General features: G+C 69.2%; 14 protein-coding genes. 11 read left to right on the top strand and 3 right to left on the bottom strand.

The window, feature by feature from the left end; genetic code table 11:
- Nucleotides 1-9 precede the first annotated feature (9 nt).
- Both betB and betI read right to left on the bottom strand, forming a co-directional pair.
- Nucleotides 10-1479 carry a betaine-aldehyde dehydrogenase gene (gene betB / locus RZR99_RS12810; protein WP_323120135.1) on the bottom strand — a complete coding sequence of 490 codons (1470 nt, stop codon included), beginning with the start codon at nucleotides 1477-1479 and terminating at the stop codon, nucleotides 10-12.
- A gap of 34 nt (nucleotides 1480-1513) precedes the next feature.
- On the bottom strand, nucleotides 1514-2101 hold the full coding sequence (gene betI, locus RZR99_RS12805; RefSeq protein ID WP_323120134.1) for a transcriptional regulator BetI: 588 nt from the start codon (nucleotides 2099-2101) through the stop codon (nucleotides 1514-1516).
- Here betI and RZR99_RS12800 point away from each other — a divergent pair.
- From RZR99_RS12800 to RZR99_RS12765, 8 genes are all read left to right on the top strand, one after another.
- Nucleotides 2100-2294, top strand: coding sequence for a hypothetical protein (locus tag RZR99_RS12800; RefSeq protein ID WP_323120133.1), 195 nt, complete (start codon nucleotides 2100-2102; stop codon nucleotides 2292-2294). The genes betI and RZR99_RS12800 overlap by 2 nt on opposite strands.
- 770 nt (nucleotides 2295-3064) lie before the next feature.
- Nucleotides 3065-3958 carry an alpha/beta fold hydrolase gene (locus RZR99_RS12795; protein WP_323120132.1) on the top strand — a complete coding sequence of 298 codons (894 nt, stop codon included), beginning with the start codon at nucleotides 3065-3067 and terminating at the stop codon, nucleotides 3956-3958.
- 85 nt (nucleotides 3959-4043) lie between these two features.
- Nucleotides 4044-4613, top strand: coding sequence for a methyltransferase family protein (locus RZR99_RS12790; RefSeq protein WP_323120131.1), 570 nt, complete (start codon nucleotides 4044-4046; stop codon nucleotides 4611-4613).
- A gap of 14 nt (nucleotides 4614-4627) precedes the next feature.
- Entirely contained in the window at nucleotides 4628-5935 is a 1308-nt protein-coding gene (locus tag RZR99_RS12785; protein ID WP_323120130.1) for a glycosyltransferase, read from the top strand.
- Complete coding sequence (locus tag RZR99_RS12780) at nucleotides 5932-7512, top strand: DHA2 family efflux MFS transporter permease subunit (protein WP_407655441.1); 1581 nt, start codon at nucleotides 5932-5934, stop codon at nucleotides 7510-7512. Before RZR99_RS12785 ends, RZR99_RS12780 begins: the two co-directional genes overlap by 4 nt.
- A 10-nt stretch (nucleotides 7513-7522) precedes the next feature.
- Nucleotides 7523-8464 (top strand): glycosyltransferase family 2 protein, encoded by a 942-nt coding sequence (locus RZR99_RS12775; protein WP_323120129.1) that lies wholly within the window; start codon nucleotides 7523-7525, stop codon nucleotides 8462-8464.
- Entirely contained in the window at nucleotides 8461-9993 is a 1533-nt protein-coding gene (locus tag RZR99_RS12770) for an efflux transporter outer membrane subunit (RefSeq protein ID WP_323120128.1), read from the top strand. The genes RZR99_RS12775 and RZR99_RS12770 overlap by 4 nt, the downstream gene beginning before the upstream one ends.
- The gene (locus tag RZR99_RS12765) at nucleotides 9994-11190 is read left to right on the top strand and encodes an HlyD family secretion protein (protein ID WP_323120127.1); all 1197 of its coding nucleotides are present in this window, start codon (nucleotides 9994-9996) and stop codon (nucleotides 11188-11190) included. It abuts the gene before it with no gap.
- 306 nt (nucleotides 11191-11496) lie between these two features.
- Here RZR99_RS12765 and RZR99_RS12760 read toward each other — a convergent pair whose 3' ends face one another.
- Complete coding sequence (locus tag RZR99_RS12760; protein ID WP_323120126.1) at nucleotides 11497-13338, bottom strand: ricin-type beta-trefoil lectin domain protein; 1842 nt, start codon at nucleotides 13336-13338, stop codon at nucleotides 11497-11499.
- A 380-nt stretch (nucleotides 13339-13718) separates the two neighbouring features.
- Between RZR99_RS12760 and RZR99_RS12755 the strand changes: the two genes are divergently transcribed.
- The 3 genes from RZR99_RS12755 to RZR99_RS12745 all read left to right on the top strand — a co-directional run bounded on the left by RZR99_RS12755 (nucleotide 13719) and on the right by RZR99_RS12745 (nucleotide 16576).
- Complete coding sequence (locus tag RZR99_RS12755) at nucleotides 13719-14300, top strand: TetR/AcrR family transcriptional regulator (RefSeq protein WP_323120125.1); 582 nt, start codon at nucleotides 13719-13721, stop codon at nucleotides 14298-14300.
- A 115-nt stretch (nucleotides 14301-14415) separates the two neighbouring features.
- Nucleotides 14416-15282, top strand: a complete 867-nt coding sequence (locus tag RZR99_RS12750; protein WP_323120124.1) for an NAD(P)-dependent oxidoreductase — start codon at nucleotides 14416-14418, stop codon at nucleotides 15280-15282.
- Nucleotides 15283-15358: 76 nt separating this feature from the next.
- Nucleotides 15359-16576, top strand: coding sequence for an MFS transporter (locus tag RZR99_RS12745; protein ID WP_323120195.1), 1218 nt, complete (start codon nucleotides 15359-15361; stop codon nucleotides 16574-16576).
- The last annotated feature ends 90 nt before the right edge of the window (nucleotides 16577-16666 follow it).

The raw sequence follows: 16666 nt of genomic DNA, 5'->3' as shown, positions 1-16666 counted from the left end.
CCGTCCTCCTTAGAAAACCGGGTTGTAGCGGCCGAGCTCGACCTGGACCGATTTGATCCGAGTGTAGTGCTCGAGCGTCGTGATGCCGTTCTCGCGTCCGACGCCGGATTGCTTGTAACCGCCAACCGGCATCTCGGCCGGCGACTCGCCCCAGGTATTGATCCAGCAGATACCCGCTTCGAGACGATGGATCGTGCGATGCGCGCGCGCCAGATTCTCGGTGACGACGCCGGCGGCCAGCCCGTACTCCGTGTCGTTCGCGCGCGCGATCACTTCGTCCTCGGTTTCGAAGTCGAGGATGCTCATCACCGGGCCGAAGATTTCCTCGCGAACGATCCGCATGTCGTCGCGGCAGTCGCCGAACACGGTCGGCGCGACGTACTGGCCCTGCGCGAAATGGCCGTCGGTCAGGCGTTCGCCGCCCGCCAGCAGCTTCGCGCCTTCGGCCTTGCCGCTGTCGATGAAGCCGAGCACCTTGTCGAGCTGCGCGGCGCTGACGAGCGGGCCGAAGTTGGTGGTCTCGTCGGACGGGCGGCCGACCCGGATGCGCCGCACGCGCTCGACCACGCGGGCGACGAACGCATCCTTCAGCGAACGGTGCACGAATACGCGCGTGCCGTTGGTGCAGACCTGGCCCGAGCTGAAGAAGTTCGCGGTGACGGCGATGTCGGCCGCGCGATCGAGATCGGCATCCTCGAACACGATGAGCGGCGATTTGCCGCCCAGTTCCATCGTCACCTCCTTCAGCGACGACGCGCCCGCGAGCGACATCACCTTCTTGCCGGTCTCGACGCCGCCGGTGAACGACACCTTGGCGATGCCCGGATGCGCGCTCAGCAGCGCGCCGACCGAGCCGTCGCCCTGCACGACGTTGAACACGCCGGCGGGCACGCCCGCCTCGGTGTAGATCTCGGCGAGCTTGAGCGCCGACAGCGGCGTGACTTCGCTCGGCTTGAAGATCATCGCGTTGCCCGCGGCGAGCGCCGGCGCGCTTTTCCAGCAGGCGATCTGGATCGGATAGTTCCACGCGCCGATGCCCGCGCACACGCCGAGCGGTTCGCGGCGCGTATACACGAACGATTCGGGGCGCAGCGGCACCTGCAGTCCTTCGAGCGCGGTCGCGAGGCCCGCGTAGTACTCGATCACATCCGCGCCGGTGACGATGTCGACGGCGCGCGTCTCCGCGATCGGCTTGCCGGTGTCGCGCATCTCGAGCTCGGCGAGCGCATCGTTGCGTTCGCGCAGCAGCTCGACCGCGCGGCGCAGGATGCGCGAACGCTGCATCGCCGTCAGCGCGGCCCAGGCGCGCTGGCCTTCGCGCGCGGATTCGACCGCGCGGTCGATATCGGCGGCGCTCGCCTGCTGGACCGACGCGAGCAGCTCGCCCGTGGCGGGGTCGAAGGTGTCGAACGTCTTGCCGCTGGTGGCGTCGACGAGCGCGCCGTCGATGTAGAGGCGTTGCAGACCGTATACAGACATGGGGATCTCCTTGAGTGCGAAGGCGAGCTGCGCGTCACGCGTGCGGCGCGAGCAGCAGGTCGATGTAGTCGTGGGCGAGCCGTAGCGCCGCCCGGGTGTCGAACGGCTCGCCGGCGAGCGCGCCGCGCAGCCACAGGCCGTCGATCAGCGCGGCCAGCCCGCTGGCCGCCTGGCGCGCCCTGGCTCGCGGCAGAGCCTTGCCGAATTCGGCGCACAGATTCGAATAGAGCCGCCGGGTGTTGACGCGCTGCAGGCGCTTGAGCGCCGGCTCGTGCATGCTTTGCGACCAGAACGCGAGCCAGGTCTTCATCACCGGCGCGCTGACCTGGGTGTCGTCGAAATTGGCGGCGACGATCGCGCGCAGCCGGGCGCGAGGCTCGGCGCGGGCAGCGATCCGGCGGCGCGTGGTGGCGGACCACAGGTCGCGCAGCACGTGGCGCATCGTGGCTTCGAGCAGGCCGTCCTTGTCGCCGAAATAGTGGCTGACGATGCCGGTCGAGATGTTGGCCCGCTGCGCGACGGAGGCGAGCGTGGTGCCGGGCAGGCCGGCCTCGTCGATGGTGCGCAGCGTCGCGTCGATCAACTGGGCGCGGCGTACCTCGCGCATTCCGAGTTTCGGCATGGCGGTTTCCTGGCGCGCGGAGCGGATGGGTGAAGCTCCGCAGCTTAGCGGTTTTTTATTGATCGTTCAATCAATAAAAAATGAGGGCGCGACTGCCGCCGGCGGGATTCCGTTGTCCCGGCCGCCCGCCGCCCGCCTGTTTGAAACGGTGCGCGAAGTTGGCCGCTTGGCGGGCCGGGCGGCCCAGATATAACGGGCTTCGATGAAAGGTAATTCGAATAACGTGGATTATGTTTAAAACGTTTTGTTTCTCATTCTGAATTTATTGAATCGGAAAAATGAGACGGTCGTGTCGTTGAAAAACCGATGAAGGCACTCGCCAATTTGGTGCGTTTCTGCACACGATCGATGCGGTATCCCGATCGGAAAAGCGAGACCGATTGGATCGGAGTCCGGAGGGTCCGGCGGGATTATTTGTCGTGATTTCATGGGGATAGGAGCGGGTGGGACGCCCGTCTGGATTGGCTGAAACCGGGATCAGACTTGTCTTCCGGGGCGCGGCGGCGCGGTGTCGCGCGATATACCACAGAAAATATTTCAGATGGATGAATGCAGGGAGGATGAAGGGATTTATAGAGGGATTTGATGAATGGAGCGAAAGCATTCATTCGGATTTTTATAGAGGAGGCGTTTAAATTGGTTGAACTGAACGTATTCCTCGTATTAGTATTAATCCCGTAAGTCCGATTTACCAATCGGCAAGCCATGGCAAGCGGTGACACATAAAAGGCGCCGTAGAAATCGAGGCGCCGGAGGCTGCGAGGCGGCAGCGCGGGAAACCGCGCGGCGCCGGTGGGCGGCGCGTTCCGTTCGTGGGAGCGGGCCCTCCGGCGGTGGGTAGCGGTCATGGAGGCTTTTGCGCCGCGCAAGCGGCGCGGGGCTTCCCCGGCTCTGCTACGAGGATGCGCTCGCGTCATCGAGCGCGGTATCGGCATTCGCACGGCGAATGCGGGAGATACGCCCATGCCTATCGAAAAACAGGTGGTACCGCTGCCGAACGGCCTGAAGGTTCATGTCGAACATCACGTCTTCGATCCGGCTTTCGAAACGGTCATTCTGGTCAACGGCGCGCTGGCGACCACCGCGTCGTTCGGCCAGACGATCCGCTATCTCGGCGAGCGGCTCAACGCGGTGTGCTTCGATCTGCCCTATGCCGGGCAGTCGCGTCAGCACAACGCCCGCGACTTCATCCTGACCAAGGACGACGAGGTCGAGATCCTGATGCATCTTGCGCAGGTGTTCTCGCCCGATTATCTGCTGTCGGTGTCGTGGGGCGGCGTGGCGTCGCTGTTCGCGCTGTCGCGCGGCTGTCCCAGCATCCGGCGCGCGGCGATCGCGTCGTTCTCGCCGTTCCTCAACGACGCGATGACCGACTACGTGACGCGGGCGCGCGACCACATCGCGGCCGGCGAGAATCTGCTGGCGGCGCAGCTGCTGAACGACACCGTCGGCCGCTACCTGCCGCGGATCATGAAGCTCTACAACTATCGCTACCTCACCAAGCTGCCGCGCAAGGAGCAGGAGCAGGTGGCGTTTCACGTCAACCAGATCCTGTCGATGCGGCCCGAGCAGTACCTGGGCGAGTTCGGCAACATCGGCTGCGAGCTGAAGTTCATCAACGGCGAACTCGACGAATACACGACGCCCGCCGACGTGCGCCGGATCGGCGAACACGTGCGGCGCGCGGAGTTCACGACGATCCGGCAGGCGGGCCACTTCCTCGATCTCGAAGGACGCCAGCAGCAGGAGCAGGTGCGCGCCGCGGTGTTCGGCTTCTTCGGTGACGAGCGCGCGTCGCCCGCGCGCGATGCGCTGGAGCTGGCGCCGCTGCCGGGCCAGATGCCCGCGCTGTCGTAAGTCCCGCATTCCCGCCGCCGGCGCCGCGCCCCGGACCTCGCCGGGCGCCCGGCCGCCGCGCCGTTCGTTCATCTTGGGAGCTGACGTGAATATCGTTCAAAGCATCGCTATCGTCGTGCCGTGGCTCGCGTGGCTGGCCTACTGGATCGCGACGTCGAACGCGGTCAAGGCGACCGCGCGCAAGGAGGCGTCGCGTTCGCGCACGCTGCAGTCGATTCCGCTGATCGTCGGCGGCGTGCTGATCGTCGTGCCCGATCCCGTCCTGAGCGCGTTCGTGCCGGATCCGTCGCGCTTCGGCCTTCAGCAGGGCGCGGGTCTGGCGATCCTGATCGCCGGGCTGCTGTTTTCCGTCTGGGGCCGGCTGCATCTCGGCACCAACTGGAGCGTGTCGGTCACGTTGAAGGACGGCCACGAACTGGTCCGCAGCGGCCCTTACGCGCTGGTGCGCCATCCGATCTACACCGGCTGCCTGGCGGCGCTCGCGGGCGCGGCGCTGATCGGCGGCGAATGGCGCGGCGCGCTGGGCGTCGTGCTGGTGTTCGCGTCGCTCGCGTACAAGGTGCGCGTCGAGGAAAGCTGGCTGACCGGGCATTTCGGCGCGGCCTACACGCAGTACCGCCGCGACGTGGCGGCGCTGATTCCCGGCTTCTATTGACGCCGGCGCGCGCGATGTCCACCGTCATCGTCACCGCGATCGGCTCGGCGGGGGATATCCATCCGCTGCTCGGGATCGGTCTCGCGCTCGCGGCGCGCGGCCACCGTGTCGTGTTCTGCACGCATCCGCCGTTCGAGGCGGCGGCACGCCGCTGCGGTTTCGAGTTCGTGCCGGTGGGCACCGCCTCCGAGTACGCCGAGGCGATGGCGAATCCGGCGCTGTGGGATCCGCGCACGTCGTTCCGGACCTTGTGGCAGGTGGTCGCTCCCATACTGCGGCCGCACTACGACGCGCTGCGCGCGCTCGCCGGCCGCGACACCGTTCTGGTGGGCACGCTGTGGGCGTTCTCGGCGCGTCTGATGCAGGAACTGCACGGCACGCCGTTCGTGTCGGTGCAGATATCGCCGTCGACGCTGCTGTCCGCGCATGCGCCGCCGACCCACAAGCGGCTGACGATCCCGCGCGGCCTGCCGCTCTTCGCGAAGGCCGGCCTGATGGCGATGATAGAGCGCGGCGTGCTCGACCGGATCTGCGGCCCCGCGCTGAACGCGGTGCGCACGGAATTGGGGCTGGCGCCGGCGCGCCGCATCCTGGGCCGCTGGCTTCATTCCACGGACGGCGTGCTGTGCCTGTTCCCCGCCTGGTTCGCGCAACCGCAGCCGGACTGGCCGGCGCGGCATCTGCAAAGCGGTTTTCCGCTGTTCAACGACATCGGGGCGCCGCAGCCGGACCCGGCGCTCGACGCGTTCCTCGCGTCGGGCGGCGCGCCGATCGTGTTCACCGCCGGCTCGACGCTGATCGACGGCGCGGGCTATGCCGCCGCGGTGGCGGCCGTGCTGCGCGCGACCGGCGCGCGCGGCATCTTGCTGACGCCCGACCCGGTCGGGGATGCGCGCGATGCCGAGCTGCTGGTGCGCCGCTACGTGCCGATGCGCGCGCTGCTGCCGCGCTGCCGCGCGCTCGTGCATCACGGCGGGATCGGCACGGCGGCGCTCGCGTACGCGGCGGGCATCGCGCAGGTGGTCACGCCGTTCGCGCACGACCAGTTCGACAACGCGCAGCGCGTCGCCGACAGCGGTTGCGGCGCGAGGCTCGACGGTCCGCTGAATGCCGCCGCGCTTGCGCATACGCTCAAGCGGGTGCTCGACGACACGCGCGTCGCCGCGCAGTGCGAACGGGTGCGCGCCCGGATCGCCGAGGCGCCGGACGGTTGCGTCGAGGCGGCGCGCTTCATCGAGCGCTTCGCGCCGGATGCGGCCCGCGCCGGCGCCCCGGTGCAAGACCCGGCGTTCCGCGCCGCGCCGCGGGTGCAGCGCGCATGAGTACGCTGTCGGCGTCGGCCGATACCGTCGCGACGGCAGGCGGCCGGCCCGCCGCGCCGCCCGCCATGCGCGGCGCGCGGCTCGCGCTGCTGACCTTCGCGCTGTCGCTCGCGACCTTCATCGAAGTGCTCGACTCGACCGTCACCAATGTCGCGGTGCCGGCGATATCCGGCAGCCTGGGCGTGTCGAACAGCCAGGGCACCTGGGTGATCAGCTCGTACTCGGTCGCGGCGGCGATCGCGGTGCCGCTGACGGGCTGGCTTGCGCGGCGGGTCGGCGAGATGCGGCTGTTCTTGACATCGGTGATCCTGTTCACGCTGACGTCGCTGCTGTGCGGGCTCGCGAGCGACCTGCACCTGCTGGTCGTGTGCCGGGCGCTGCAAGGACTGTTTTCCGGGCCGATGGTGCCGCTGTCGCAAACCATCCTGCTGCGCGCCTTTCCGCCCGACAAGCGCACGATCGCGCTGGCGCTGTGGGCGATGACGGTGCTGCTCGCGCCGATCTTCGGGCCGGTGGTCGGCGGCTGGATCATCGACAATTTCTCGTGGCCGTGGATCTTCCTGATCAACCTGCCGATCGGCATTTTCTCGTTCGCGGTCTGCGCCGCGCTGCTGCGGCCCGATGCCGACGAAGGGCAGGCCGGCCCGATCGACCTGATCGGGATCGCGCTGCTGGTGGTCGGCGTCGGTTCGCTGCAGGCGGTGCTCGATCTCGGCCACGAGCGCGGCTGGTTCGATTCGACGCTGATCGCGACGCTGGCGATCGTCGCCGCGCTGGCGCTCGTGTCCCTGCTGATCTGGGAGCTGGGAGAAGCGCATCCGGTGGTCGACCTGAGCCTGTTTCGCGATCGCACGTTTTCGTTCTGCGTGCTGATCATCTCGCTCGGGATGATGAGCTTTTCGGTGGTCGGCGTGATCTTTCCGCTGTGGCTGCAGGCGGTGATGGGCTACACCGCGTATCACGCGGGCCTCGCGACCGCGCCGCTCGGCGTGCTCGCGCTGGTGTTCTCGATCCTGGTCGGGCTCCATGCGCACCGCTTCGATGCGCGGGTGCTGGCGACCTTCGGCTTCCTGGTGTTCGCCGGCGTGCTGTGGTGGGACGCGCATTTCACGCTGACGATGACCTTCGTCCAGATCATCACGCCGGGGCTGATCCAGGGCATCGGCCTGCCGTGCTTCTTCATTCCGCTGACGGCCGCGACGCTGTCGCGGATTCCCGACGACAAGCTGGCCGCCGCATCGAGCCTGTCGAACTTCCTGCGCACGCTGTCGGCGGCGTTCGGCACGGCGATGAGCGTGACGCTGTGGGACAGCCGCGCGACCTATCACTACGACATCGTCGCGCAGGCGGTCACGAAGACCTCGGACAATACGCAGCGGTTCGTGAGCACGCTGCACGCGATGGGCATCGACGGCGCGCGCGAGCTGAGCACGCTGCATCACGTCGTGATGCAGCAGGCGTACATGATGGCGACGGGCGACATGTTCTTCATGGCGAGCGTGACCTGCGTGCTGCTCGCCGCGATGATGTGGCTCACGCGCCCGAAACGCGGCGCCGCCGCTTCCTTTGGCCACTGAACGGAACCCGATGACGACCCTCGGCGCACTGATCATCCTGTTTCATCCGACCGGCGAGCAGTTGGAGCGGATCGTCGCGCTGCGGCGGGCGGCGGACGCGCTCGTGGTCGTCGACAACTCGCCGCGGCCGGATCCGCACGCGCGGGCGCTGGCCGAACGCGAGGGCATCGCGCTGCTGCATCACGGCAATCGCGGCGGCATCGCCGGCGCGTTCAACGTCGGGCTGGCGGCGCTGTTCGGGCAGGGCGCCGATGCGGTCGCGCTGTTCGATCAGGATTCGGCGGTGCCCGCGCCGTTCTTTCCGATGATGCGCGAACTCTGTGCGGGGTTCGGCGCGCGTCCGTTCATCGCCGGGCCGCGCATCTTCGACGAGAACGACGGGCGCTTCCTGCCCGAACTGATGACGAGCGGGGTGACGGTGCGGCGGGTGCCGATGGAGGCGGGCGCGCGGATGCAGCGCTGCGCGTTCCTGATTTCGTCCGGCAGCGTGCTGTCGCGCGCGGCGTTCGAGCGGCTCGGCCGCTTCGACGAGGCGCTCTTCATCGATCACGTCGATACCGAGTACTGCTTGCGCGCGCTCGCGCGCGACGTGCCGCTCTACGTGGTGCCGTCGCTCGTGCTGCCGCACCGGATCGGCGCGCGGCAGCGGCACCGGCTGGGGCCGTTGCGGATCACGTCGATGAATCATCCGTGGTACCGGCGCTATTACAGCGCGCGCAATGCGGTGCAGCTCGGCATGCAGTACGGCCTGCGCTTTCCGGTCGCGGTCGTGCCGAGCCTGCTCACGGTCTGGCAGATCGTGCAGATCGTGCTGTGCGAGCGCGACAAGCTCGCGAAGCTGAACGGGATCCTGGTCGGCGTCGCCGACGGGCTGCTGGGCCGGCTCGGCCCGCTCGAGCGCACGCATCCGCGCTGGGCGGCGCGGGCGACCGAACAGGCGCGTCAGGGATGAGGCGGTGGCGGCGCGCATCGGTCGCGGGCGGGCTGGCCGCCGTGCTGGCGCTGGCCGGTTGCGTGCCGTCGGGTTTCCACCCCGCCGTCGCGCCGCGCGTGCCGGCCGCCGACGCGCTCGCGCATACCGCGGGCGCCGCGCCCAACGGCGCGTGGCCCGCGCCCGACTGGGTCGCGCAGCTGCGCGATCCGCAGCTCGACCAACTGGTTGCCGAGGCGCTGCGGCAGAACCCGGATCTGCAGGCCGCGAAGGCGCGGATCGATCTCGCGCAGGCGCAGTTGCAGCAGTTCGCGTCGCTGACGGGGCTGACCGCCACGGCGGGCGCGTCGGTCAGCAAGACGCGGATGCCGCAGTCGAACGACGTCGCGAATGTGTCGGTCGGCGGCTACCAGGTGCCGGTGCAGTTGTTCGGCGATCCGGGCGTGTCGCCGTCGTCGCTGTTCGTCGCGCTCAATTACCAGCTCGATCTGTGGGGCCGCAACGCGGCGGCGACGCGCGGGCTGCTGTCGATGCGCGACGCGGCGCGCGTCGACGCGGAGCAGGCGCGGCTGACGCTGTCGGTCGCGCTGGTGAGCCTGTATTGCCAGCTCGATCAGGCCTACGCGCTCGGCGATCTGCTGCTGGAGAAGCAGCGCGCGAGCGAGCGGATCACGGCGGTGCTGCGCGAGCGCGCGGCGCGCGGCATCGACAACGGGTACGACGCGAGCGACGCCGCGCTGAAGCGCAACCGGCTGCTCGCGCAGATCGCGCTGAACGACGAGCGGATGAAGCTCGTCGCGCTGCAGATCGGGGTCATGACGGGACAGGGCCCCGAGCGCGGCCTGTCGCTGCGGCGGCCGCGCCCGGCGGACCTGGTCGACGCGCCGCTGCCGGCGCGGCTGCCGGTCGATCTGCTCGGTCGACGCCCCGACATCGTCGCGGCGCGGCTGCGCGTGGAGGCGGCTTATTCGACCGTCGACGGCACCCGCGCGCAGTTCTATCCGGACGTGAACCTGGTCGCGTTCGGCGGCCTGCTGGCGCTGACGCCCGCGTCGCTGTTGTCGCATCAGGCGCTGGCGGGTTCGATCGGGCCCGCCGTGTCGCTGCCGATTTTCGATCGCGGGCGGCTCAAGGCGAAGCTGTCCGGCGACGTCGCGAGCGCGGACGTCGCGATCGCTCTGTACAACAAGACGGTCGACGAGGCGCTGGGGCAGGTCGCGCAGCAATTGACCTCGATCGCGACGGTGGATACGCTGGTTGCGCAGCAGGCCCGCTCGGTGGACGCCGCGCAGCGGATCGTATCGATCGCCGACGAACGGCACCGGCGCGGTCTCGCGATGCAAAAGGACATCGACCTCGCGTCGCTGACGCTGATCGACGAACGGACGCAGCTGGTCGATCTGCAGGCGCGCCGCCGGATGCTGCGCGTCGGGCTGGTCGGCGCGCTGGGCGGCGGCTTCGACGCGAGCAAGGTCGCCGGGCCGCCGCTCACGCATTTCGATGTGGCTTTTCCTTCCCATGACCGTTTGACCGACTCGCACTTCGACTGAATGCACGACGACTCTCCCCATGCCTATCGCGATGCCGCGCAGGCGTCACCCGGCGAAGCCGCGCTCGGCGCGAAGCGGGCGGTGCGCCGCCGTCGTTTCGCGATCCTGTTCGGCTGCGTCGCCGCGGCGGCCGTGGCGGCCGTTGTCTATTGGTTCGTCGGTGCGCGCTTCAGCGAGGACACCGACGATGCGTACGTCGCGGGCGACATCGTGCAGATCGCCGCGCAGATTCCCGGCACCGTGACCGACGTGCTCGTCAGCGACACGCAGCGGGTGCGCGCGGGCCAGCCGCTGGTGAAGCTCGACGACACGGAGGCGGCGGTCGCCTATGCGCAGGCGAAGGCGCAACTCGCGCAGGCGGTGCGGCAGGTCGCGAACGCGAGGATCTCCAATGCGATGTACGTGGCGGCGGTGAACGCGCGCACGGCCGATCTCGAACTCGCGCAGCGCGCGTTCGCCGCGCGCGATCACGCGTCGGTCGAGGTGGTGTCGCCGGAGGAGCTGGCCCGGGCTCGGGCAGCCGTCGCGGGCGCGCAGGCGAATCTGGCGGGCGCGCAGGCGCAGCTCGACGCGGCGCGTGCGCTAGGGACGCGGCTGCCGGTCGACGAGAGCCCGGCGGTGATCCAGGCCGCCGCGCAATTCAGGCTTGCGCTGCGCAACCTGAAGCGTTCGGCCATCGTGTCGCCGGTCGACGGCACGGTCGGACAGCGCTCGGTGCAGGTCGGACAGCAGGTCGGCCCCGGCGTGCCGCTGATGTCGGTGATCCAGCTGCAGCGGCTGTGGGTCGAGGCGAATTTCAAGGAAGGGCAGATCCGCAACATGCGGGCGGGACAGCCGGTGCGGATCGTGTCCGATATCTACGGATCGAAGGTGGTGTATCGCGGGCGCGTCGAAGGATTCTCGGCCGGCACCGGCAGCGCGTTCTCGATGCTGCCGTCGCAGAACGCGGCGGGCAACTGGATCAAGGTCGTGCAGCGCGTGCCGGTCGTGATCTCGATCGAAGCGGCCGATCTGGCCGCGCATCCGCTGCGGGTCGGGCTATCGATGCGCGTGGACGTCGACACGCATGTGCGCAGCGGACATCTGCTCGACGGCGAGGCGCCGCTGCCCGCGCAGGGCACGCGCATTCACGACAGCTTCGCGAGCGAGGCCGACGCGGCCGTAGCCGATGTGATCCGGGAGAATCAGGGGCGGTGAGCGAGCGGGGTTCGGGGCCGGGTGGGCGTGAGCATCCGATGTGGCGGGCGGCGCATGGGAGCGGGAACCTGGAGCGGGATCGGCGAGAGGCGAGAGGCGAGAGGCGAGAGGCGAGAGGCGAGAGGCGAGAGGCGAGAGGCGAGAGGCGCAAAGGATGCAAGCCGCCTCCGGCCTCCCGCTTCGCGCCGAATCACGGCGAACCCAACGCCGCGCCATTCCGGTTGCGCGAAGGCGAACCGACCCGCCGCCTCGAGCGACACGCCCGCCGAGAGCCGGGCGTGTCGTCCGTGCCGGTCCGCGGCGCCGTCAACTGGCCGGCGCGCTCAGATGCGGCGCGGCCCACAGCTGGTTCGACTGGTTGACGCCGCACGGATACAAGTCGATCGGCGTGCCCGTCGTGCCGACCGCGCCTTGATAGACGTCGACGCAGGTCGAGTTGGACGCCGCGACAAGCTGGCCCGCCAGCTTGTACGTGAACACCTGCTTCGTGTCTTGCGCGTTGCACGAGGCGAGCGTCGCCCACTGGCCGGAGGCGCCGTTGACCGCGCCGACACTGCCCGGCGCGGTCGAGCTGACGCACAGCCCGGTGCCGGCGAGCTGGATCGTGCGATTCGCGTTGCGGGTCCAGCGCTGCGTGGCGCTCGCCGTGCAGGTGGCGAGCGCGATCGCCGCGCCGGCGGCCGGCCGGGCGGCATTCACGCACAGCGGCGTCGTGCCCCAACTGGTCTGGGTCGCCTCGATCTCGCCGGTCGGTGCCCAGCCGCCGCATACGCCGGTCAGCTTCACCATCGCGTTGTCGTGCGCGCCGATCGACAGGTTCAGGCGCGTCGTGGCCGTCGTCGTGGTGTGCGCCCACAGATCGCGCACGCCGACCGTGCACGGTGCGCCGCTGTAGCCGAGGCTGGCGAGCGGCAGCGTGGTGTTCACCGCGGCGTCGCCCTTGTTCAGCACGACGACGGCGAGCGCGCCGTCGCTGAGCGGCTTGGCGATCACGTCGATGCCGGCGGTCGTCGACGGATCGTCGCGCGACACGCGGTAGCCGCCGATCCCGAGCTTGTCCTGGTCGACCGCGATCACCTCCGCGTTGGTCAGGATCGCGAGCGAATCGCGCAGATGCGCGTCCTGCGGGTTGGCGACGAACTTGCGCGTATCGGCGCTGATGATGAGCGGCGCGGCCATGACCGACCACAGCGCCATCTGGCTGCGCTCCTCGGCCGTCGTCATGCCGTTGTCGCCGATCAGCAGCTGGTCCGGGTCGTTCCAGTTGCCGGGCGACACGTAGCGCGACAGCGCGACCGTGTCGTTGTAGCTCTGGTAGACACCTTCCTGATAGGCGTTCGCGTTGAAGTAATTCCACGGGTCGCCGGCTGCCTGGCCGTTCGCGTTGATCGACGTGGTCTCGATGTCCGGGCCGGTGCGCCACATCTGACCGAGCGGGCGGACCCACGCGAGCGTTTCGTACTTCGTCGCGCCGGACGGGCCGTAGCCGGCGGGCGCGGATTCGTCGAACAGGATCTTGCGCGTCGTGTTCGCGCTCGCGCTGCCGAGCGCGTTCGCCATCGTCGTGAACAGCTGCTGCGGGGTCGCGTTGCCGGTCGCGCCGCAGTTGTCGAGCTTCAGCGCGTCGATGCCCCAGCCGACGTAGGTTTTCGCGTCCTGCTGCTGGTGGCCCTGCTCGCCCGCCGCGACGCCCTGGCAGGTCGCGGCGCCCGACGTGTTGTAGAGGCCCGCCAGCATGCCGAGCGAATGGATCGACGTCGCATAGGCGGTGAGATCCGGGTCGAAGCCGGGCTGGCTCGAGCCGCCCCAGGTGGTCGCGCCCTGCAGTTGGCCCGACGGATTGCGCGCCATCCAGCAGTCGTCGACCATCAGCAGCGTGTAGCCGGCGCTGACCAAGCCCGCCTGGCTCATCGCGCTTGCCTGGTCCTGCATGAAACGCTGGAACGAGTAGCCCGCGCGCGACGTGCCGTCCAACGGCGCCTGCGCCTGGCACTGGAACCGGGCCCAGTCGTTGAAACCCATCGGCGGCGTCAGCGACAGCGCCGTGCTGGTGTTGGCGGCAACCGGATCGGCATGAACCGGCGTATTGAGCAGGAATGCGAAACAAACGGCGCTGCCGGCGAGCAGCCGGCCTGGGTGACGTTTCATGCCTTTCTCCTGTGATGGGTGGAGGGAGCGACGAGATACGGCCGGGAGGACAGGCTCGCAATATGGTGAACTTCGGGGGCAGCGTCAAATGATCCAACGGGTGTTCACTATGTGATGCGGAAAAGGGCGCATGCGCTGTCAGATCTGTCAGGACGCGCTCAGGCATCGTCGCCTGTTGAGGGCAAAGCGACTGGCGACGCACGCGGCCGGATGGCTCGTGGTCCCGGCGGTCCCGCTTTGTATCGACTGCCGCATACCGCCGTCTTCCCGTCTCTGCATCGATTCCGGCAGCCTCTCGACGGAAACGCACTCGGCCTTGACGAACGGGCAAGGCGCTCGTATATTTACTGGAACGATTGTTCCAGAATGAGCGAACCGAGATGCGTCCCAAGGAATTCGAACCCGACGAGATTGCCGATGCCGCGATGCAGGTGTTCTGGCAGCGCGGCTACGCGGCAACCTCGATCCAGGATCTGATCGAAGGGACCGGGCTGTCGCGCAGCAGCCTGTACAACACCTTCGAGAGCAAGCACGATCTCTATCAGCAGGCGCTGCGCCGGTATCACGCGCTGACCACCGTCAACGTCGCGCTGCTGGCCGAATCCGGCTCCGCCAAGGCGCTGGTCCGGCGGTTGCTGATGCGCATCGTCGACGAGGAACTCGACGATACGCAGCGGCGCGGGTGTCTGGTCGCCAATGCGACGCTCGAACTGGCCGGGCATGACGAGCCGGTGGCGGAACTGGTCGCGCAGAACTTTCTGCGCCTGGAGAAGGCGCTGGAAAAACTGATCGTTCGCGGCCAGCAGGAAGGCGATGTCGCGTCCGACCGGAATCCGCGCGCGCTGGCGCGTTTTTTCGTCAACACGATTCAGGGCATGAGGGTGCTGAGCAAGGGCAGTGCGCCCCAGGGGCGGCGTCAGCGTCTGCTCGATGTGCTCGACGTCGCGCTGAGTACGTTTTAGTCTCCGACCGGCGGTTGCGGCGGCTTTGCCGGGCAGCCGTCGTTTTCTTTCGCTCAATTCTGGACTGATCGTTCCAGAAATTATTCGATCCTTTTTACCTGACCGGAGTTCACTCATGACCGATGCTCAACACGCCCCCGTCGTCGCCGTCCTCGGCACGGGGCTGATCGGCGCGCCCGTGGCGCGCAACCTGAAGCGGCGCGGGTTCGCCGTGCGGGCGTGGAACCGTACGCCGACGAAGGCGCAAGCGCTGGCGGCCGACGGTGTCGATGTGTTCCCGACGCCCGCCGAGGCGGTGCGCGGCGCCGATCTCGTCGTGACGGTGCTCAAGGACGGCGCCGCCGTGATGGCGGCGATGGAGGCCGCCGCGCCCGCGCTGTCGGCGCGCGCGGTGTGGCTGCAATTGAGCACGGTCGGCGTCGAGGCCGCCGATGCGCTCGGGGCGTACGCCGCGCGGCACGGGCTCGTGTTCTACGACGCGCCCGTGCAAGGCACGCGCCAGCCGGCGGAACAGGGGCAGCTGATCGTGCTGGCGTCCGGCCCGCTCGAGGGCCGGCAAAAGGCGCAAGCCGTGTTCGACGCGATCGGCAAACGCACCGTCTGGGTAGCGCAATCGGCGGGCGCGAGCAGCCGTTTGAAGCTCGCGCTCAACAGCTGGGCGTTCGCGCTGACCCACGGGATTGCCGAAAGCCTGCTGATCGCGCGGGCGCTCGGCGTCGATCCGGCCCTGGTGGTCGAGGTGGTCGGCGGCGGTCCGATGGACAGCGGTTACTTCCAGCTCAAGGCGGCGGCCATGCTGGCGGATGATTACGCGGTCAGTTTCTCCATTGCCAACGCGGTGAAGGACGCGCAGCTGGTGGTCGATGCGGCGGCCCGGGCGGGCGTGCAGGCGGATGCCGCGCAGGCCGGGCTGCAGCGTTTCCGGCGCGCGCTGGCGGCGGGGCATGGAGACAAGGACATGGCGGCGTCGTATCTCGCCTGAGACTTCACGACCGGTCCGGCGGCGCGGCGCTCGCGAGGCGCCCGTCACTACATTGCACGAGTGCACGAACATGAACATGAGGATTGACGATGGACCGGGGGCGGCCGCGCGGTTCGACGCGCCGGTCGAGCGCCTGCCGACAGGGCGGCTGCTGGCGTTCACGATGGCGGGGTTCATCGCCATCATGACCGAAACCCTGCCGGCCGGGCTGCTGCCGCAGATCGGCAAGGGGCTGGGCGTGTCCGAAGCGCTGGCGGGGCAGTGCGTGACGCTGTACGCGCTGGGATCGGTGCTGGCCGCGATCCCGGCGGTTATCGCGACGCGCGGCTGGCGCCGGCGGCCGCTGTTCCTGCTGGCCGTCGGCGGCTTGCTGGTGTTCAACACCGTGACCGCCTGGTCCGGCAGCTATGCCGTCACGCTCGCGGCGCGCTTCGTGGCGGGCATGTCCGCCGGCATCGTGTGGGGGCTGCTGGCGGGCTATGCGCGACGGCTGGTGCCGCGCCGTCTGCAGGGGCGCGCGCTCGCGGTGGTGGGCGTCGGCCAGCCCATCGCGCTGGCGCTGGGCGTGCCGCTCGGCGCCTGGCTTGGCGCTTGGGTCGACTGGCGCGGCGTGTTCTGGATCATGTCGGCGCTGGCGCTGGCCTTGTTCGCGTGGGTGCGGTTCGGCGTGCCGGACTACCCGGGCCAGGCCGCGCATCAGCGGCAGCCGCTGCGCCGCATCTTCCCGACGCCGGGCGTCCGTCCGGTGCTGGCGGTGGTCTTCATGTGGATCCTGGCGCACAACATTCTGTATACGTACATCGCGCCGTATCTTGTCTCGGTGGGGTTGGGCCGCCGGGTGGACGTGGCGCTGCTGCTGTTCGGACTCGCGTCCCTCGGGGGGATCTGGGCGACGGGCTTGCTGGTGGACCGCGCGCTGCGCACGCTGACCCTGCTCAGCCTGGCGGTCTTCGCGTTCGCGGCGCTGGCGCTGGGCATCGGCGGCGGATCGCCGGCGGCCGTGTTCGCGGGCATCGCGGCATGGGGGCTGACCTTCGGCGGCGCGCCGACGCTGTTGCAGACCGCGATCGCCGACGCGGCGGGGGACGGCGCCGACGTCGCCCAGTCGATGCTGGTCACGGTCTTCAATCTCGCGGTGGCGGCCGGCGGGCTGGCGGGCGGCGCGTTGCTGGCGCGCAGCGGAGCCGCGTCTTTCCCCTGGGCGCTGGTCCTGCTGGCGCTGTGCGGCCTGGGCGTGGTCTGGCGGGCGGGCGCGCACGGCTTCAAGTCCGGCCGTCGCGCCGGCGCGCATTGAGGGTCCGGACGCGCGGCGGGGCGATGTCGCGCTCGCGCCGGCCGCGCGCGGCCGCGAACGCGCCGCGCCCATGTCGGCCGCGAGCAAACC

Source organism: Burkholderia alba (assembly GCF_034721475.1).
In the GTDB taxonomy this organism is placed as follows: domain Bacteria; phylum Pseudomonadota; class Gammaproteobacteria; order Burkholderiales; family Burkholderiaceae; genus Burkholderia; species Burkholderia alba.
The sequence above is the reverse complement of the archived record's forward strand: the minus strand, read 5'-3'. Positions and strand labels throughout refer to the sequence as shown.

Bases quoted from the DNA above. Each gene is read 5' to 3' on its own strand.
- betB (WP_323120135.1), bottom strand. From the start codon at position 1,479: ATGTCTGTATACGGTCTGCAACGCCTCTACATCGACGGCGCGCTCGTC.
- RZR99_RS12800 (WP_323120133.1), top strand. From the start codon at position 2,100: ATGGCGGTTTCCTGGCGCGCGGAGCGGATGGGTGAAGCTCCGCAGCTT.
- betI (WP_323120134.1), bottom strand. From the start codon at position 2,101: ATGCCGAAACTCGGAATGCGCGAGGTACGCCGCGCCCAGTTGATCGAC.
- RZR99_RS12795 (WP_323120132.1), top strand. From the start codon at position 3,065: ATGCCTATCGAAAAACAGGTGGTACCGCTGCCGAACGGCCTGAAGGTT.
- RZR99_RS12785 (WP_323120130.1), top strand. From the start codon at position 4,628: ATGTCCACCGTCATCGTCACCGCGATCGGCTCGGCGGGGGATATCCAT.
- RZR99_RS12780 (WP_407655441.1), top strand. From the start codon at position 5,932: ATGAGTACGCTGTCGGCGTCGGCCGATACCGTCGCGACGGCAGGCGGC.
- RZR99_RS12775 (WP_323120129.1), top strand. From the start codon at position 7,523: ATGACGACCCTCGGCGCACTGATCATCCTGTTTCATCCGACCGGCGAG.
- RZR99_RS12770 (WP_323120128.1), top strand. From the start codon at position 8,461: ATGAGGCGGTGGCGGCGCGCATCGGTCGCGGGCGGGCTGGCCGCCGTG.
- RZR99_RS12765 (WP_323120127.1), top strand. From the start codon at position 9,994: ATGCACGACGACTCTCCCCATGCCTATCGCGATGCCGCGCAGGCGTCA.
- RZR99_RS12760 (WP_323120126.1), bottom strand. From the start codon at position 13,338: ATGAAACGTCACCCAGGCCGGCTGCTCGCCGGCAGCGCCGTTTGTTTC.
- RZR99_RS12755 (WP_323120125.1), top strand. From the start codon at position 13,719: ATGCGTCCCAAGGAATTCGAACCCGACGAGATTGCCGATGCCGCGATG.
- RZR99_RS12750 (WP_323120124.1), top strand. From the start codon at position 14,416: ATGACCGATGCTCAACACGCCCCCGTCGTCGCCGTCCTCGGCACGGGG.
- RZR99_RS12745 (WP_323120195.1), top strand. From the start codon at position 15,359: ATGAGGATTGACGATGGACCGGGGGCGGCCGCGCGGTTCGACGCGCCG.